This is a genomic window from Geobacillus sp. WSUCF1 (assembly GCF_000422025.1).
GTDB lineage: Bacteria > Bacillota > Bacilli > Bacillales > Anoxybacillaceae > Geobacillus > Geobacillus zalihae.
This window is the reverse complement of the sequence record NZ_ATCO01000251.1, coordinates 1-250: the sequence shown is the minus strand read 5'-3', so window position 1 is coordinate 250 and position 250 is coordinate 1. Positions and strand designations below refer to the sequence as shown.

The window sequence follows — 250 nt, the reverse complement described above, 5'->3', positions numbered from 1 at the left end:
TTCAGACGGCGCTTCAGGCCGACACGCGTGAAGAAGCAAAAGCAGCCATTGCGGCCGCTGCGAATGAGCGCCTGATCGCGGCGCGATACAACCGCGATTGTGCGGGGATGGCGTTAGAGCACATTCAAGGAACGGATCCAGCGATCAATATGAAGCGGGAAGTAGCGGCTTCATTGGCGCCGATTTTGCCGCGTCTTGGCAAATGGCTTGATGAAGGGCCGTACGGGCCAAAATCGGGGCCGCCGCAGCT

At 59.6% G+C, this 250-nt stretch carries 1 pseudogene; it reads left to right on the top strand.

Annotation, left to right across the window (positions count from 1 at the left end):
* Positions 1–250, top strand: a pseudogene (locus I656_RS0117065) (monooxygenase); the annotation flags it as partial.